This window comes from Pseudomonas helleri (genome assembly GCF_045830615.1).
Classification (GTDB): Bacteria; Pseudomonadota; Gammaproteobacteria; order Pseudomonadales; family Pseudomonadaceae; genus Aquipseudomonas; species Aquipseudomonas helleri.
Genome location: NZ_CP174501.1, coordinates 2,981,873 through 2,997,902, shown reverse-complemented (window position 1 = coordinate 2,997,902; position 16,030 = coordinate 2,981,873). Strand labels below are relative to the sequence as shown.

General features: G+C 56.5%; 16 protein-coding genes and 1 pseudogene. 8 read left to right on the top strand and 9 right to left on the bottom strand.

Going from position 1 to position 16,030, the window contains the following annotated elements; translation table 11 throughout:
- Window positions 1-4: 4 nt before the first annotated feature.
- Window positions 5-1,402: an MFS transporter gene (locus ACJJU9_RS13300; RefSeq protein ID WP_407728692.1), complete on the bottom strand. Its 1,398-nt coding sequence runs from the start codon at window positions 1,400-1,402 to the stop codon at window positions 5-7.
- A 128-nt stretch (window positions 1,403-1,530) separates the two neighbouring features.
- On the opposite strand from ACJJU9_RS13300, the gene ACJJU9_RS13295 reads away from it, so the two are divergent.
- Together ACJJU9_RS13295 and ACJJU9_RS13290 are read left to right on the top strand one after the other, a co-directional pair.
- Window positions 1,531-2,163 carry a metalloregulator ArsR/SmtB family transcription factor gene (locus ACJJU9_RS13295; RefSeq protein WP_228393717.1) on the top strand — a complete coding sequence of 211 codons (633 nt, stop codon included), beginning with the start codon at window positions 1,531-1,533 and terminating at the stop codon, window positions 2,161-2,163.
- Between the two features lie 98 nt (window positions 2,164-2,261).
- Window positions 2,262-4,364, top strand: coding sequence for a TonB-dependent siderophore receptor (locus ACJJU9_RS13290; protein WP_407728691.1), 2,103 nt, complete (start codon window positions 2,262-2,264; stop codon window positions 4,362-4,364).
- Between the two features lie 28 nt (window positions 4,365-4,392).
- Here the strand turns inward: ACJJU9_RS13290 and ACJJU9_RS13285 are convergent, their stop codons facing one another.
- Window positions 4,393-5,328 carry a LysR family transcriptional regulator gene (locus ACJJU9_RS13285; RefSeq protein ID WP_407728690.1) on the bottom strand — a complete coding sequence of 312 codons (936 nt, stop codon included), beginning with the start codon at window positions 5,326-5,328 and terminating at the stop codon, window positions 4,393-4,395.
- Window positions 5,329-5,694: 366 nt separating this feature from the next.
- On the opposite strand from ACJJU9_RS13285, the gene ACJJU9_RS13280 reads away from it, so the two are divergent.
- Entirely contained in the window at window positions 5,695-6,981 is a 1,287-nt protein-coding gene (locus ACJJU9_RS13280) for a Wzz/FepE/Etk N-terminal domain-containing protein (protein WP_407728689.1), read from the top strand.
- On the opposite strand, the gene modC is transcribed toward ACJJU9_RS13280, so the two are convergent.
- From modC to ACJJU9_RS13250, 6 genes are all read right to left on the bottom strand, one after another.
- Window positions 6,973-8,061, bottom strand: a complete 1,089-nt coding sequence (gene modC / locus ACJJU9_RS13275; protein WP_407728688.1) for a molybdenum ABC transporter ATP-binding protein — start codon at window positions 8,059-8,061, stop codon at window positions 6,973-6,975. The genes ACJJU9_RS13280 and modC overlap by 9 nt on opposite strands.
- 2 nt (window positions 8,062-8,063) lie before the next feature.
- A complete protein-coding gene (modB, locus tag ACJJU9_RS13270; protein ID WP_048373386.1) occupies window positions 8,064-8,744 on the bottom strand; it encodes a molybdate ABC transporter permease subunit in 681 nt (226 codons plus the stop codon).
- On the bottom strand, window positions 8,745-9,512 hold the full coding sequence (gene modA, locus ACJJU9_RS13265) for a molybdate ABC transporter substrate-binding protein (RefSeq protein WP_407728687.1): 768 nt from the start codon (window positions 9,510-9,512) through the stop codon (window positions 8,745-8,747).
- Window positions 9,513-9,625: 113 nt separating this feature from the next.
- Window positions 9,626-10,282: a DNA oxidative demethylase AlkB gene (alkB, locus tag ACJJU9_RS13260; RefSeq protein WP_153373096.1), complete on the bottom strand. Its 657-nt coding sequence runs from the start codon at window positions 10,280-10,282 to the stop codon at window positions 9,626-9,628.
- A gap of 5 nt (window positions 10,283-10,287) precedes the next feature.
- Entirely contained in the window at window positions 10,288-10,452 is a 165-nt protein-coding gene (locus tag ACJJU9_RS13255) for a hypothetical protein (RefSeq protein WP_407728686.1), read from the bottom strand.
- 32 nt (window positions 10,453-10,484) lie between these two features.
- Window positions 10,485-10,787: a DUF1883 domain-containing protein gene (locus ACJJU9_RS13250; protein ID WP_048373382.1), complete on the bottom strand. Its 303-nt coding sequence runs from the start codon at window positions 10,785-10,787 to the stop codon at window positions 10,485-10,487.
- 210 nt (window positions 10,788-10,997) lie between these two features.
- Here ACJJU9_RS13250 and ACJJU9_RS13245 point away from each other — a divergent pair, with 210 nt between their 5' ends.
- The 3 genes and pseudogenes from ACJJU9_RS13245 to ACJJU9_RS13235 all read left to right on the top strand — a co-directional run bounded on the left by ACJJU9_RS13245 (window position 10,998) and on the right by ACJJU9_RS13235 (window position 13,107).
- Window positions 10,998-11,351, top strand: coding sequence for a hypothetical protein (locus ACJJU9_RS13245; protein WP_048373380.1), 354 nt, complete (start codon window positions 10,998-11,000; stop codon window positions 11,349-11,351).
- A gap of 184 nt (window positions 11,352-11,535) precedes the next feature.
- Window positions 11,536-12,184 (top strand): annotated as a pseudogene (locus tag ACJJU9_RS13240) (c-type cytochrome).
- A 5-nt stretch (window positions 12,185-12,189) separates the two neighbouring features.
- Window positions 12,190-13,107, top strand: coding sequence for a c-type cytochrome (locus ACJJU9_RS13235; RefSeq protein ID WP_407730992.1), 918 nt, complete (start codon window positions 12,190-12,192; stop codon window positions 13,105-13,107).
- A gap of 38 nt (window positions 13,108-13,145) precedes the next feature.
- Here the strand turns inward: ACJJU9_RS13235 and ACJJU9_RS13230 are convergent, their stop codons facing one another.
- Complete coding sequence (locus ACJJU9_RS13230; RefSeq protein ID WP_273218317.1) at window positions 13,146-13,331, bottom strand: hypothetical protein; 186 nt, start codon at window positions 13,329-13,331, stop codon at window positions 13,146-13,148.
- A gap of 283 nt (window positions 13,332-13,614) precedes the next feature.
- Between ACJJU9_RS13230 and galU the strand changes: the two genes are divergently transcribed.
- Together galU and gorA are read left to right on the top strand one after the other, a co-directional pair.
- A complete protein-coding gene (gene galU / locus ACJJU9_RS13225) occupies window positions 13,615-14,454 on the top strand; it encodes a UTP--glucose-1-phosphate uridylyltransferase GalU (protein ID WP_048373375.1) in 840 nt (279 codons plus the stop codon).
- 135 nt (window positions 14,455-14,589) lie between these two features.
- A complete protein-coding gene (gene gorA, locus ACJJU9_RS13220; RefSeq protein WP_048389849.1) occupies window positions 14,590-15,948 on the top strand; it encodes a glutathione-disulfide reductase in 1,359 nt (452 codons plus the stop codon).
- Window positions 15,949-16,030: the final 82 nt, after the last annotated feature.

Genomic DNA, 16,030 nt, shown 5'->3' with positions numbered 1-16,030 from the left:
TCTGTTAACTGCGCACAGCCCGCCGAGCCATAACCAGCGCCAACACTGGTGCCACGGTAAACAGTCCGAACAACCACAGTGCCGCATTGGCGATGCCGGCATCGCCCGTCGCGTCATTAATGCCCGCCACGTTGGAAATCACCCCGGCCAATGCTGCGCCCATGGCCATGGCGAACAATTGCAATGTGGTGATCGAGGCAGCCGCGGTGTCTTTGTCTTGTTCCGACGCCACCTGCAAGATGCGCGTCAGCAGGTGCGGCCAGCCCAGGCCGATGCCAAATCCCACCAGGAACAGCCCGAGACAGATCGGCGCCAGTTGCATCCATTCACCCAGGCCCGCCATGGGCGTGGTGATTGCCAGCATTACCAGGCCAATCACGATAAACAGCGGCCCCGCAAGGATGGCGCGCTGTGGGCCTCGACCTGTCCAGCCGGAGCTGAGGATTTCCGAGACGGTCCAGCCCGCCGCCATTAACGCCGTCATGTAGCCGGCAGCCAACGGCGACTGACCATGCAAGTGCTGCAGAAAATACGGCATGAAAATTTCGCTGCTCATCCCGATCACCAGCAGGCAAGTGGTCGCGTAAAGCGCGCAAAGCGGGGTACTGAACCTGAACGCGTCTTTAGGCAGCAGGCGTACCGTGGCGCTGGATTCGTAGCGGATCAGCATGAATACCAGTACCGCGCAGACGGCGATACCCAGCACGTTCCAGCTTGGCAGCGACGAGACACTGCCTGCACACACGGCCAGCACGGCAGCGGCCAGCAGCACCAGTTGCACAACCGGCAGGCGCGTAGACGCAACGGCTTCACTGTCGCGAGGCGGCAAGGCGCGGTGAGTTAAGGCGATATAGGCAAGGCTCACCGGGACCATGACACCAAAGGCCATGCGCCAGGCATCCATTTCGGCAAATACACCCCCCACCGCAGGCCCGACCAACGTCGCGACACCCCACATACCTGACACCAGTGCCATGGCACGCGGCCACAGACGCTCTTCAAACACCAGTTGAATCATCGAGTAACACAAGGCCAGCAGCACGCCACCGCCCAGCCCTTGAATCAAGCGCCCCGCCAGCATCACCGGCATGCTCGGCGCCAATGCGCAGATCAGCACGCCGACCATAAATATCAAGGTGGCGATGGTATACGCCAGGCGCGGGCCGGTGTGCTGGAGCAATTTGGACGTCAGTGCAGAGCCCAGGATAGAGGCCACCACGTACAGCGTGGTGCTCCAGGCATAGAGTTCCAACCCGCCGATTTCGGCGACCACCGACGGCAAAATCGTCGTGGCGATATAGGTGTTGGTGGCATAAAGCGCAATGCCACCCGAGAGGGCGATGGAGCGGGTGGCGTTCTTGCCGAGGAGTAATTCTCCCCAACTGCTGTCTTGGGCTTGCATGGATGTTTCCTTGTGCGGCGACTGCCTGTGAACGCTCGGCGAATTGCATGAAACGTGGAGCTGGGTTAATTTGCCAAGCAATTGCTTTGAATATTGCTGTGGGGCTCTTTATTTTGTCAAGAAATGACTTGGAATATTCGGCGTCGTCATCTCCGGCGGATCGCCTTTTACACCTGCTCAAAACACGCGGGCCACAACTGGCCAGTGATGCGGGCGAGTATTTGGGCACCACCGGGGAGGCGGCGCGACAACAATTGGTCAAGCTGGCGGCCAGCGGTTTGGCAGAGGCCAAGGCAGAGGTGCGTGGTGTCGGGCGCCCGACGCAGGTCTGGCACTTGACCGCAGCGGGGCATGCGCGTTTTCCGGACACGCATTCAGAACTGACGGTGCAGCTGTTGCAGACCGTGCGCGAAACCTTTGGTGAAGACGCGATTGAGCGTTTGATCGACGTCCGTGAGCGTCAGACCCAGGCGCTGTATGAGCGCGAAATGCAAGGTGTGGTGGGCCTTAAAGCGCGAGTCGAGCGACTGGCGCAGTTACGCAGCCGCGAAGGCTACATGGCCCAATGCAGCGAGCAACCGGATGGCGCCCTGATACTGGTGGAAAACCACTGCCCGATCTGCGCGGCTGCCACGGCATGCCAGGGGTTTTGCCGGGCGGAATTGCAAGTGTTCGAGCAGGTGCTACAGGCGAAAGTCGAGCGCGTGGAGCACATCCAACTGGGGGCAAGGCGTTGTGCTTATCGCATTGCTGCAAGGTAATCGGTTCATGAAATGTTACATTTTGAGTGCTTGACGCTTTACCTGATAATTGATCTCAAATAGTATTCAGGCGCATTTGCACTTATGGATCCGTTATTTTGAAATCAATTCTGCCTGTCTCAGCCCTGCTGGCCGCCGCATGGGCTGCAGCGCCTGCTGCCCACGCCGACGCGTTAACCCTGCCCAAAACTGAAGTTCAGGCCAGTGCCGAAAGCGAGATATCGCCGAGCGACTACCAACAACCTGTCGACAGCAGTACCACGCGAATGGGCCTGACGGCCAAGGAAACTCCGCAGGGCGTGACCACGTTGTCACGCGAGCAGTTGAATGATTTCAACCTCAATAGCGTCAAGGATGCATTGCGCAGCGCGCCCTCGGTGACTATCGAGCAATATGAAACAGACCGCACCAACTTCACCTCACGTGGTTTCGATATTAGTAACTTTGAGTACGACGGCATGGGTGCGCCGTTTAGCGCGGGCTTGCTCAACGGCGATCTGGACATGGCAGAGTACCAGCAGGTCGATATTCTGCATGGCGCCAACGGGTTGATGAGCGGCACGGGCAACCCTTCGGCCACGGTCAACTTTATCCGCAAACGCCCGACGGCCACACCCCAGGCCCAATTGAAGGTGTCGGCCGGTTCATGGGACACCCGTCGGGTCGATGTCGACGTGTCTGGCCCGCTGAACGACGCAGGTAGCGTGCGCGGTCGCTTTATCTATGCCAACGAAACCGGCAATTCCTATCTTGATCGTTATTCACGCGAGAAGAACGTCCTCAGCGGCATGCTGGCTTTCGACTTGAGTGACGCAGATACGCTCACGCTGGGTGTTTCTGACAACAAGAGCAATTCCAACGGCAGCAGTTGGGGAGGCCTGCCTCTGGTCGATGCTGAAGGCAATCTGATCCATTACAGCCGCCGTGGCTCCAGCGTCGGCCAGGACTGGACCTATTGGGACGTGCACACGTTGCGAACCTTCGCCAAGTTGACCCACGACTTCGGTAACGGCTGGAAGAGCACGTTAAACGTCACCGCAGTGGATCAGCGGCAGTCAGCCAATATGTATTACCTGATGGCCAACGATGGTCAGCAGCCCTGGCTGGCCGATCCGAGCCACACCAATGTCAACGAAAGACAATTGCTTGGCGAGGCGCAACTGAGCGGTCCGTTCAGTCTGGGCGGTCGCGAACATGAATTGACGGTCGGCATGAACTACGGGCGCTCGCGCCACCATGAGCGCGGCTACTACAACAGCATTGACGAGATGATGCCGGCCGATCTGGACCAGACCCTGGGTGGCCACGTCCCGCGTCCTGAGCTGTCATACACCGACAACGATACAAAAATGGCCAGCTTCACCGATCGACAAAAAAGCGTGTACGCCGGTGCTCGTTTCAACCTCACCGACCAACTGCACTGGATCGCCGGTGCGCGCATGCTCAGTGTCGACAGTGAAGGCACCGATTATGGCTCGCCGCGTGACGTGCGTATTCACGGCAAAGTGACGCCGTACACCGGGTTGGTCTACGACCTCAACGCGCAATACTCGGTCTACGCCAGTTACACCAAAATCTTCAATCCGCAATACGTGGTGGACTCCGCGGGCAAGGTACTTGAGCCGCTTGAAGGTAAAAGCTATGAAGTCGGGGTCAAGGGCAGCGTGCTGGAGCAGAAGCTCGATGTCTCGGCTGCCGTGTTCAAGACCGACCAACGTAACGTTGCTGAAGCGACGGGCGAGATGATCGGTGCACAATCGGTTTACCAGAGCGAAGACTATAAAAGCCGCGGCGTAGAGCTTGAAGCCAGCGGCCAATTGGCGACCGGGTTACAGGTGCTGGGGGGTTACACCTATGTGCATATCGAAGATCCCGACGGCGACAAAGCGCGCCAATACGTCCCGGCGCACACCCTGCGTGGCAGCCTGACTTACCAACTGCCCGGTTTACCGCAGGCCAAGGTTGGCACCCGGGTCGCGTGGCAAAGTGCGATCCAGGTCGACGGCGACAGCCGCATTCGCCAGAACGCTTATGCTTTGGTCGACCTGATGGCCAGTTACGACATCGACAAACACTGGAGTACTGCGCTCAATCTTAACAATGTGGCCAATCGCAAATACCTGATGAGCCTGTACAGCGGTGGTTCCGGCTTCTACGGCGCATCGCGCAACGTGACGGCATCGCTGAGTTATAACTTCTAACTCGCAACTGGCTGACTTTTGCTCCTGCTCAAGCCCAATGCGCCGGGTCATCGACGATGGCCTGGTGTTCTTGCAACACCTTAGGGATTTCGTTTTTCAAGAACTCGACCCACGTTTTAACTTTCGCATCCAGAAAGCGGCGCGAAGGGTAGAGCGCATAGATGCTTTTCTCATGCAGGCGGTATTGCGGCAGCAGGCGGACCAATGAGCCGCTGAGGTAGGACGCCATGCTCACGTAGTCCGGCATCAGGCAAACACCCAGGCCCGCTTCGGCAGCTTTGGCCATGGCCTCGGCCACGTTGACCCGAAACACTTCACCTGGACGAATCGAACGCTCACCCTGTTCATCACGGAACGTCCAGCTGTCGGTGAACAAAGGGTCGACAAGGTGCAAGCAACGATGCTCGCTCAGTTGTTCCGGGGTTTGCGGGATGCCGTGTTTTTCCAGGTAGGAAGGGGCGGCACTGAGCACGCTGTAAATGCGCCCCAACTCTTGGCCCACCAGCTCGGAGTCAGGCAGATGAGCTGACAAGGTAATGACCACGTCGTGGCCTTCTTCAAACAGGTCTGGCTGGCGTTGCGACAGGGTCAAGTCGACATTCACTTGCGGGTAAAGCTCGGCGTACCTGGCGACCAAGGGGGCCAGCAACTGAATCCCGATGCCCGTGGTGGATTGCACGCGCAAATGGCCGCGGGGTATCAGGTGCGCCCCTCCGGCTTCAGCATTGGCGTCTTCAATTTCTCCGAGAATCAGTCGGCAACGTTCCAGATAGCGCATGCCGACTTCGGTCAGGGCCAGGCGACGGGTGCTGCGCTGCAACAAGCGTGCTTGTAGTGAAGATTCAAGTTCAGACAGCAAACGAGAGGTTTGCGCGGTTGAATAGCCCAGCGCCTGAGCCGCTGCGGTAAAACTGCCTGTCTCGACTACGCGCACGAACACTCGCATCGCCTGAAAAATATCCATGCTTCTTGTAACCCCACACGTAGGCGTGCTTTTTGGTGATGGCAATCATTACACAGAGCGCTGAAAGATGCCGTGTTGGCGTGCTCACAGGTTTAGATGAAAAATCATTGTGCGCTGTAGGAATATTCTTTTTTGCTGTTAAAAATTCTCTTATAAAACAAAAGGCTATGAGGCTGTACCACAAAAAGTGCGCAGCCCTTGGTTTCGCGTTACTTGATTTTGTCATCGTATGTGCTTGATTCTTATGAATTGGAATCTTTTCGTACAAGAATCTGTCAGACGTTTATTCTGTTTTTGCTCAGCTCTTTCATGCCTCAATCAAAGAGGCCAGCTGAACAAGATGTATTACTCACAAGGCGCCTATTTTTGAAAAACACCGAGCATCCGCGGCCTAAAGCCTCCAGCCCCGAAATTGACCTGGTCGACCTGTTTTCTTTTTTTTGGCAGCAAAAGAAATTTATTGCGACTACTTCAGCAATCGCTGGCGCCATTGCACTAGGCTACGTCTTGGTTGTGCAGCCAATTTATCAGGCAAGCACTGTGCTGCGCCCCGCAGAGATTAATGAACTGGATGCCTTGAACCGTTCAGAGGTCTACAAGCTCCCACCAAATGAAGCGCTATTGAAAGTCGGTGCAGCGCTGGATTCCTATGAGACGCGCCTGAGCTTCTTCCGCAGCCATCAGGAATTGTTCAAGCCACTTGAAAAAGAGGGTATGACGCTTGAACAAAGCTTTGAGGTGTTTAACCGGGACTCGATCAACTTGACTCAAGTCGGCGTCAAAAACCCTGATGCCTTGAGCCCGTCTATCAAGCTTGAGCTGACCTATCCCAAATCGGTTCTGGGTGTCGATATCATCAACGGGTTTGTTGCCTACGCAATCGATAACCAGCGTGCGCAAATCAGCTCGGATCTCAAGACCATCATTAATAACCGGCAGAAAGAGCTGAGAGAAAAAATCAGCGCTGCACGATTGGGCTACCAGTCAGACAAAGAAGCCAAGATTGCCACGCTTGAAGAAGACGATGAGTTAAAGCGCGCTACCTTGAAGGACGAATTGCAGGCCCTGCGCCTGCAACTCAAGGCCATGCGTGAAGCGCGCATTGATCAACTGGACGAAGCCATCAGCATTGCCAGTACCTTGGGCATTTCCCGCCCGACCACGCCTTATGCAATGGGCGAGAGTGCTGGCGGCGGATCACGAGTGATTCGCACGGACATCACCTCCCAGGATACGCCGCTGTACTTTTTGGGCACTCAAGCCCTGCAAGCTGAACGCGCCGTTTTGCTCAAGCGAACTTCCGACGACTTTACCGACAAAAGGGTTCTGGAGATCGACAAAAAGCTGAAGTTGCTGGAGGTCAATCGCGAGGTTGAGCAACTCGGCAAGCGCGCGAATGAAGACGTCTACCTGAAAAATATCGAGCCTTTGCGTGCAGAGATCGTCCGCCTGGGTAATTTGAATACCGACATGAGTGCGTTGGGCCTGGTCAGTATTGACCGTAAGGCGCAGACGCCTGTCAGCGCGCTCAAGCCGAAAAAAGCCCTGACCATTGTGCTGGGCTTGTTCCTCGGTGGTCTGTTGGGCTTGGGTATTACCACGGTGCGTTACTTCAATGTCCGCCGCCGTGAAGAGCTCAAGCAATCAAGCTAAAACCGCAACAGATTTGATCTGCAGCCAGATGCTTTGCCCCGGCTGCAGGTCAAGCTGGTCACGGGAGTAGCGGGTAATACGGGCCAGCAGGGCGCTGCCGGCGATGTCCAGACGCACCAGCACATGGGCTTGGTTGTCTGCCGCAGTTTCGCTGATGACAGTGGCTTGCAGGCTGTTGAGGATACTGCTGTGTTCGCTGCGATGGAGGCTCAGGCTGATGTCGCGGGCCTGCACCTTTACCCGTAGGGCCTGACCCACCGCCAGTGGCGCATGGGCAACCCGCAAGCATTGAGTACTGTTCGGCAGTTGCAGGGTCAGCAATTGATACTGCGCATCGTATTCACACACCGTACCTTCGATCACCACGCCTGCGTCATCGCCCTGCGACAGCGGCAGATCAAGCCTGGCCAGAATGTCACCGACAGGCCCGCTGGCCAGAGCCTTGCCTTCACTCAAGAGCACGATGTGGTCTGCCAGACGCGCGACTTCATCCTGCGAGTGGCTGACATACAGCACCGGTATATCCAGCTCGGCATGCAGACGCTCAAGGTAGGGCAGGATCTCGGCCTTGCGCTGGCTGTCGAGTGCAGCGAGCGGCTCGTCCATCAGCAACAGTTTAGGGCTGGTCAACAGTGCACGGGCAATACCGACCCGCTGACGCTCGCCACCCGACAAGTGATTGGGGGCACGTTCCAGCAGATGAGTGATGCCCAGCAGGTCGGCCGCGTGGGCCAGTTCTACCCGCCGTTCTTGACCCGGGATGCGGCGCAGGCCGAATTCAAGGTTGGCGCGCACCGAGAGGTGCGGGAACAGGCTGGCTTCTTGAAAGATATACCCCAATGACCGTTTATGAACCGGCACAAACAGCTTGTTGTGGCTGTCTTGCCAGACTTCGTCATTGATCTGCACGAAGGCATGTTCAGCCCGCTCCAGACCGGCGATACAGCGCAAGCAGGTGGTCTTGCCAGATCCCGAGTGACCAAACAAAGCCGTCACCCCTTTTCCGGGCAACTGTACGTCCAGGTCCAGCGAAAAACCGGAATAGCTGAGCTGCAGCCGAACAGTGATGTGAGAACTCATGTTCAACTCCAGGTGCTTTGAGATTTGCGGCTTGAGTACAGCGCCAACAGCACCAGAAATGAGAACACCACCATGGCGCCTGCCAGCCAGTGCGCCTGGGCATATTCCAGTGCTTCAACGTGGTCGTAGATTTGCACGGAAACCACGCGGGTTTTTTCCGGGATATTGCCGCCAATCATCAGCACCACGCCAAACTCACCGACTGTGTGGGCAAAGCCCAGAATCGCCGCAGTGATAAAGCCGGGGCGCGCGAGCGGTAGCACCACGGTGAAAAAACAATCCCAAGGATTGGCCCGCAACGTGGCGGCAACTTCCAGAGGTCTGGGACCGATGGCGGTGAATGCGTTCTGCAAAGGCTGAACGACAAAGGGCATCGAATAAATCACTGAGCCGATCACCAGCCCGGCAAAGCTGAAGGTCAGCGTTCCCAGCCCCATGGCCTGGGTGAGCTGCCCGACATAGCCATGCGGGCCCATCGCCAGTAACAGATAAAAACCGATGACGGTGGGCGGCAACACCAACGGCAAGGCCACGATAGCGCCAATCGGCCCGCGCAGCCGTGATCGGGTATGCGCGAGCCACAGGGCGATCGGAGTGCCGACCAGCAGCAGAATGACCGTGGTCAGTGACGCCAGCTTCAGGGTCAGCCAGATGGCCGCAAAGTCAGCACTCGAGAGCGGCATTTACAGCTGATAACCGTAGGATTTGATAATGGCCGCCGCTTTAGGGCTTTTCAGGTAATCAACCAAGGCTTTGGCAGCGGGATTGTTTTCACCCTTCTTCAGGATCACCGCGTCTTGTTTGATCGGGTCGTGCAAGGCTTCTGGCACCAGCCAGGCGGATCCTTCGCTGACTTTGCCATCCTTATAGATCTGCGACAGGGCGACAAAACCCAATTCGGCATTACCCGTCGAGACGAATTGATAGGCCTGGGTGATGTTCTGGCCTTCAACAATCTTGCCTTTGACCGCGTCAGTCAGCCCCAGTTTTGCCAGCACTTGCGTGGCTGCGAGGCCGTAAGGGGCCGCTTTAGGGTTGGCGATAGACAGGTGTTTGAACTGGTTTTGCTTCAGCACTTCGTCAGTGTTATTGATGTAGCCGTCTTTGGCTGACCACAGCGCCAGCGTGCCGATGGCGTAAGTGAAACGTGAGCCCGGGACGATATCTTCTTCTTTTTCGAGTTTTTCTGGCGTGCTGTCGTCGGCTGCCAGAAAGACTTCAAACGGAGCACCATTTTTGATCTGGGTGTAGAACTGACCTGTGGCGCCATACGCAGCGATCACTTTGTGCCCGGTGTCTTTTTCAAAGTCTTTGGCGATGGCCTGAATCGGCGCGGTGAAGTTGGCCGCGACGGCTACCTGAACGTCATCGGCCTGCGCTGAAGTAAACGCGAAACATCCAATCAGTGCCGCAAGCGCGGAGGGGGCAAAGTGTCGAGCGCGAAGATTCATGGCGTAACTCCATTCCTTTAGAAGCGTGAGCTGCCCGAATTGTTGGGTTGATTTTGGTCGGGCTAGAGGAAGATAGACGGTATATAAAAAAATATATAGCCCTGTGCTATGCCTCAGCCTGCCTTGCGCAGGGTGATATTGATGCGCTGTTCGCCCAACTCTGGATGGTTGCCCGGTTTTATCGGCAGTACGCCATGGAAACGCAAGCGATCGACGCCGCCCCACACCACCACATCGCCATGAAACAGAGAGATCCGCTGCGCCGGGTCACTGCGCTGAAAACCGCCAAATTGGAAGACCGCAGGCAGGCCCAGAGAAATCGAAACGATGGGGGCATCGTAAGAACGTTCGTTTTTGTCCTGATGCAGGGACATTTTTGCGCCGGGACTGTAGGTATTAATCAGCCCTGCATCAGGTACAAAACCTGCAAAACCAGCCGCGTTCGCGGCGCCTGCAGCGATGTTGAAAAAGGCCTCTGGCATGTGCGGCCAGGGCGTCGCGCTGACCGGATCAACAGGGCTGTAGCGGTAGCCGTGGCCATCCGAGGTCCAGCCCAAATCACCGCAACTGCTTAAACGGGCCGACATGGTAAAACCGCCGGGGGTTTGCATGTGCCTGAAGGGCGATTGCTGCAACACGGCCTCAACAGCGCTTAGCAGTGCCTCGATCCACGGCAGGGCGAACCCGCGAAGCACATACGCCTGCGCACCGATGCGTTCGATCCGGGCGGGCTGCTGCAGGTCTTCTTCGCCAAACAGGTCGAGCGTCATCGGGCTTAGAGCGCCTTGCTGACCTTGATGTCGGTAAATACCTCGGTATCACCGTGGAGCTTTTTCATCGCTTCACGTGCTTCTTCTTCGCTGCCGGTTTTGAGCTGGGCAAAGTCAAAGCGGCGTTCGTCGCTGAGCTTGTACTTGATGACGTATTTAACGGTGTCCACAATATTTCCTGTCTATTAAAGAGGTGTCAGGCTTAGCGCAGCTTGGAGGTCGAGCGACGTACGATCTTGATCGTAGGCTTGAACGAAGGCTTGCGGGTTACGCTGATGGCACGGGTGGTTACCGTATCGATGGTAATGTTCCAGAAACCGGTGCTTGGCGCGGTGATGCGAGCCGGGAAATCTTTGAATGCGCCGCCGTGATAAGAGTGGCGCCCGCCATTCTTGAAGCTGCGAAAGTGCGCATCGCTCATCAGGCGGATGTTGCAGGGCTGGGAGCACTCGATAACGACAATGTCGTCTTCGTTAAGGTGCTCGCGCTGGTGAATGAACTTCATGTGGGCTCCAAAAAGGCGGCTTTTGCCAAAAAATCAGCACGATAGCACGTGCTTTAGTCCAAGCTTGGGTCTAAAGGCGCTTATTATGCCGTGGTTCAGGCGAGTCTGACGTAAAAGGCAGATAATTGGCCACTGTTGAAAACTTATTCCCTGACATCAGGGAGCAAAGTTAAAGATTTACTGTCTTAGGGTCTTTAACGGAGGAATTGTATGAAGTGGGGCGTTTTGGTGGCGGTGCTGGCGTTGGGTGGCTGTGCTTCAGTGACGGATATCGAACACACGATTCCTACCCTGAATGTTATTTCGGGCAAAAAACCGGACGCCTATGCTCAATGCCTGGTGCAACAGTTGTCCAAAACTCGTAACGACCCACAGATCGAGCCGCACAAAGATGGGCTGAGGATTATCGTGCCGCAAAAACTGACCTCCAATCCAACGGCGGTCATTGATATCGAAGAGCGTTCAGGCGGCAGCAGCATCAAGGTCTATGAAAGCATGTCCAATGTGCCGGTTCGTCCGGGGGACATTCGTCAGTCAGCTACACATTGTATTTCTGGAGAATAACGCAGGCACCTGATCGGTCCGCGTTCCCCGTAAAACCTGACAGCGGCTCAAGGCCGCGTCAGGTTTTTTTATGCCTGTTAGGCGGGTTCCTTTACCCATTAGTTGTGACTCCGTCGGAATTCCCCTACGGTCCATAAGGCTTATATTTTTTAGGCCTAAACTTATAACAATAATGGAGTGGGTCATGATTCCACTTAACCGAGCGCTGTTGGGCGGTGTAGTGCTGCTCACGCTCATCAGCGTACAGGCGCAAACCTCTGCCAACATTTACCTGCAGGGCGGGGCACAGCCCGGTGCCCTGGCGTGTGTGGCTTGCCACGGGGCTGATGGCATGGGGCTGGCACCTGCAGGTTTTCCGCGATTAGCCGGTATTTCTGCTGACTACCTGAGCAAACAGCTTCACGACTTCCAAAGTGGCAAACGGTTCAGTCCTGTGATGCAGCCGCTGGCCAAGGCCTTGACTGACGACGAAATTGCCTTGGTCACCCAGGCTATTGCTGCGATGCCGGCGCCGCCGGTCCCGCCGATCAACCGCAGCAGCATGCCTGAAGGCGTGGGGGAAACGCTGGCATTGCGTGGCGCTTGGGATCGGCAAATCCCGGTGCGTGAGTTGCCACGGGCCGGGCGGGGCAGGGGTGGGCAGCGCTTTCCCGCCACTGGCCAATCAGCCTGCGCTGTATCTGGTGGCGCAGTTGAATGCCTGGCGCGATGGCTCGCGCAAGAATGACCCCGACGACTTGATGGGCCATATCGCCAAGGCCATGAGTGAGGACGAAGTCAAAGCCGTGGCCGAGTATTTCTCAACCGTGGGCCACAAGGAGGTCGCGCCATGAAAAGCATGATGCCTGCTTGCGCGCTGTCGATGCTATTGAGCCCTGTCGTCCTGGCCGCGACGATCGCCATGGACGATCAGAGCCAGATCAAAATCCCGCCGGTGAGTGGCCACGGCCCGGAGTATTTCCAGCCGCCGCTGGAAAGCGAACTGCCGGATAACGCTTACGGAAAAATGGTTAAAGACGGTTATGCGCTGTTTGTCGATACCAAGCGCCAAGCCCCGCAGTTCGTGGGCAATGGCCTGAACTGTACCAACTGCCACCTGGATCAGGGGCGCATGGCCAATTCGGCGCCACTATGGGGTGCTTACCCGATGTACCCGGCCTATCGAAAGAAGAACGAAAAGGTCAACACCTTTGCCGAGCGCTTGCAGGGCTGCTTTCAGTTCAGCATGAATGGCGGCACGCCCCCTGCGGCCGACAGTCGTGAGATCACCGCATTGTCGGTGTATGCCTATTGGTTATCGACCAAAGCGCCGGTGGGTGTCGAGTTGCCGGGGCGTGGCTATCCGGATGTCGCGCAGCCCGCCAGTGGCTACGATCTGGTACGCGGCGCTGTGGTCTACAAGGACCAGTGTGCGATTTGTCATGGCGATAATGGCCAGGGGCAAAAGGTTGGCGCTGATTACGTGATGCCGCCGCTGTGGGGCAAGGAGTCTTATAACTGGGGGGCCGGCATGCACCGGATCAACACCGCTGCCTCGTTTATCAAACACAACATGCCACTGGGCAAGGCCAACAGCTTGAGCGATGAACAAGCGTGGGATGTGGCCGCCTACATCAATACCCATGAGCGGCCGCAGGATCCGCGGCTGGTAGAAGGCTCGGTCGAGAAAACCCGACTCAAGTACCACGCCAATGATGGTGTGAATGCTTACGGGCTGACCATTAATGGCGTGTTGATAGGTGTCGGTACCCAATAAAAAAGGCTGCCGCCCTCAGGCGGCAGAAGCGTCTATGCTCAATCCTTGCTGCGCCCGCGAGGTGCTGGCCCAGCAAGGTCTTCAAAGACTTCGGCAACCTCGATTGCGGCTTTTTCCGTGGGGAATGGCCCCGCGACGTGTTCGCCTGATGGAGCGACCATCCACCATTCTTTTGAACTGACATTTTTTATCAGGTAACCGTTGACGCTTTTTGTGGCTGACATCGAAGCTGGGACCTTTAAGAATCGAAAACGGCGGCAATAATACCGCCAATCGAGGGCGTTGGCCTCGTGATATGGCGTTTGGCCGCAATCTGCCTGTAGCAGCTGCAGGCGTGTTAACCGCCTCACCCAGTCGATGAGTAGTTGAAAAATAAGTAATTAATGAACTTGTTGGCAAAAAATTCATCTAGGTTGGCATCAGTTTGCTATTCGGGGCATTGTAACGTCGATGCCGCCTGATTAGACTGCGCCAAAATTCGAACGTACAGCCCTTTTAAGGACTCATATGATCAAGAAATGCTTGTTCCCAGCAGCCGGTTACGGCACTCGCTTTTTGCCAGCGACCAAGGCCATGCCAAAAGAAATGCTGCCGGTGGTGAACAAGCCACTGATCCAGTACGGGGTTGAAGAAGCACTGGACGCTGGCTTGAATGAAATTTCTATCGTCACAGGACGTGGCAAACGCGCACTGGAAGACCACTTCGACATCAGCTATGAGCTGGAAAACCAGATCAAGGGCACTGACAAAGAAAAATACCTGGTAGGTATCCGTCGTCTGCTGGATCAGTGTTCGTTCTCGTACACCCGTCAAACCGAAATGAAAGGCCTGGGCCACGCCATTCTGACTGGCCGCCCGCTGATCGGCGACGAGCCGTTTGCCGTGGTACTGGCAGATGACCTGTGCGTAAACCTGGAAGGCGACGGCGTACTGACGCAGATGGTCAAACTGTACAACCAGTACCGTTGCACCATCATCGCGATCCAGGAAGTTGACCCGCAAGAAACCAACAAGTACGGCGTCATCGCTGGCGACCTGATTGGTGATGACCTGTACCGCGTGCGCAACATGGTTGAAAAACCAGCACCGGAAGACGCGCCATCGAACCTGGCCATCATCGGCCGCTACATCCTGACTCCGGACATCTTCGACCTGATCAAGCAGACCGAGCCGGGTAAAGGTGGCGAGATCCAGATCACCGACGCCCTGATGAAACAGGCGCAAAACGGTTGCGTGATTGCCTACAAATTCAAAGGCAAGCGTTTCGACTGCGGTGGTGCTGAAGGCTACATCGAAGCAACCAACTTCTGCTTCGAAAACTTCTACAAAACCGGCAAGGCTTACTAACAGAGCCTGCGTGTAGAACGTTGCAAGACAAAGCCACCTTCGGGTGGCTTTGTCGTTTATTTGCCTCGCGTTAACCGTCGGCGCTGGTCAATCGCGCTGGAGCGATTATGCTGATGGCCTGCCTAGGAGAGAGAAATGGCCTACGAATTTGATTTGTTTGTAATTGGTGCGGGTTCCGGTGGTGTGCGTGCTGCACGCTTTGCTGCGGGTTTTGGAGCCAAAGTGGCGGTAGCAGAAAGCCGTTATCTGGGCGGTACCTGCGTGAACGTGGGCTGCGTGCCGAAAAAGCTGCTGGTCTACGGTGCGCACTTCGCCGAAGACTTCGAGCAAGCGTCCGGCTTTGGCTGGAGCCTGGGTGAAGCGAATTTTGACTGGGCGACCCTGATCGCCAATAAAGATCGCGAAATCCACCGCCTCAACGGTATTTACCGCAACCTGCTGGTTAACAGTGGCGTCACCCTGATGGAAGGTCACGCCAAACTGACCGGGCCCAACGAGGTTGAAGTCAATGGCCAGCGTCATACGGCCAAACATATCCTGATCGCAACGGGCGGCTGGCCGCAGATTCCGGAGATTGCGGGGCATGAGCTGGCAATCAGCTCCAACGAAGCGTTCTTCCTCAAAGAGCTGCCCAAGCGCGTGCTGGTGGTGGGTGGCGGCTACATCGCCGTGGAATTCGCCGGGATCTTCCACGGCCTGGGCGCCCAGACGTCGTTGTTGTACCGCGGTGATATGTTCCTGCGTGGCTTTGACGGCGCTGTGCGCAAACACCTGCATGAAGAGCTGACCAAGCGCGGCATGGACGTGCAGTTCAACGCAGACATTGCACGCATCGACAAGCAGGCAGATGGCAGCCTCAAGGCCACCCTTAAAGACGGCCGTGAGCTAGAAGCCGATTGCGTGTTCTACGCGACGGGTCGTCGCCCGATGCTCGACAACCTCGGGCTGGAAAATACCGGGGTCAAACTCGACAAGCGCGGCTTTGTGCAAGTCGATGACCTGTACCAGAGCACCGAACCGTCGATTCTGGCGATTGGTGACGTGATTGGCCGTGTGCAACTCACGCCAGTGGCTTTGGCCGAAGGCATGGCGGTTGCGCGGCGTCTATTCAAGCCTGAGCAATATCGCCCCGTGGACTACCGCATGATCCCGACTGCGGTGTTCAGCTTGCCGAACATAGGCACGGTGGGGCTGAGCGAAGAACAGGCCATCGAAGACGGGCACAAGGTGCAGATCTTCGAGAGCAGCTTCCGCCCAATGAAACTGACCCTGACCGAGTGTCAGGAGCGTACGTTGATGAAACTGGTGGTCGATGCCGACACCGATAAAGTGCTGGGCTGCCACATGGTAGGGCCAGAGGCGGGGGAGATCGTGCAAGGACTGGCGATTGCCTTGAAAGCCGGTGCAACCAAACAGCATTTTGACGAAACCATCGGCGTCCACCCGACGGCGGCTGAAGAGTTCGTCACCATGCGCACGCCGGTTAAACGGTAAATCCCTTTGTAGGCGCGAGCTTGCCTCGCGATCTTTTAAACAATCAAAAGATCGCGAGACAAGCTCGCTCCTACAGGGTTTT